This is a genomic window from Klebsiella sp. K47 (assembly GCF_051858335.1).
Classification (GTDB): Bacteria; Pseudomonadota; Gammaproteobacteria; order Enterobacterales; family Enterobacteriaceae; genus Klebsiella; species Klebsiella pneumoniae.
This window is the reverse complement of record NZ_JBPYUI010000551.1, coordinates 1-213: the sequence shown is the minus strand read 5'-3', so window position 1 is coordinate 213 and position 213 is coordinate 1. Positions and strand designations below refer to the sequence as shown.

Sequence of the window (213 nt, the reverse complement as noted above, 5' to 3'; positions counted from 1 at the left end):
CAGGGCTGGATCAGGTCGGCGGCGTGCAGGTAGTTCTCCGAGTGACCGGTGTAGAGCAGGCCGTCATCGCCCATGTGCTGGATGAGCCGCGAGAGGATGCCGCGCTGGGTGGGTTTGTCGAAGTAGATCATCACGTTGCGGCAGAACAGGGCATCGAACGGGCCGCCAACGTCGTAACGGGTGGCGAGCAGGTTGAGCGGGCGGTAGTCGATC

At 63.8% G+C, this 213-nt stretch carries 1 protein-coding gene; it reads right to left on the bottom strand.

The genetic code is table 11. The features are described 5' to 3' along the window. Nucleotides 1–213 (bottom strand): CheR family methyltransferase (locus RRF55_RS29175; RefSeq protein ID WP_439419476.1); only part of this gene is annotated, 213 nt, incomplete at both ends.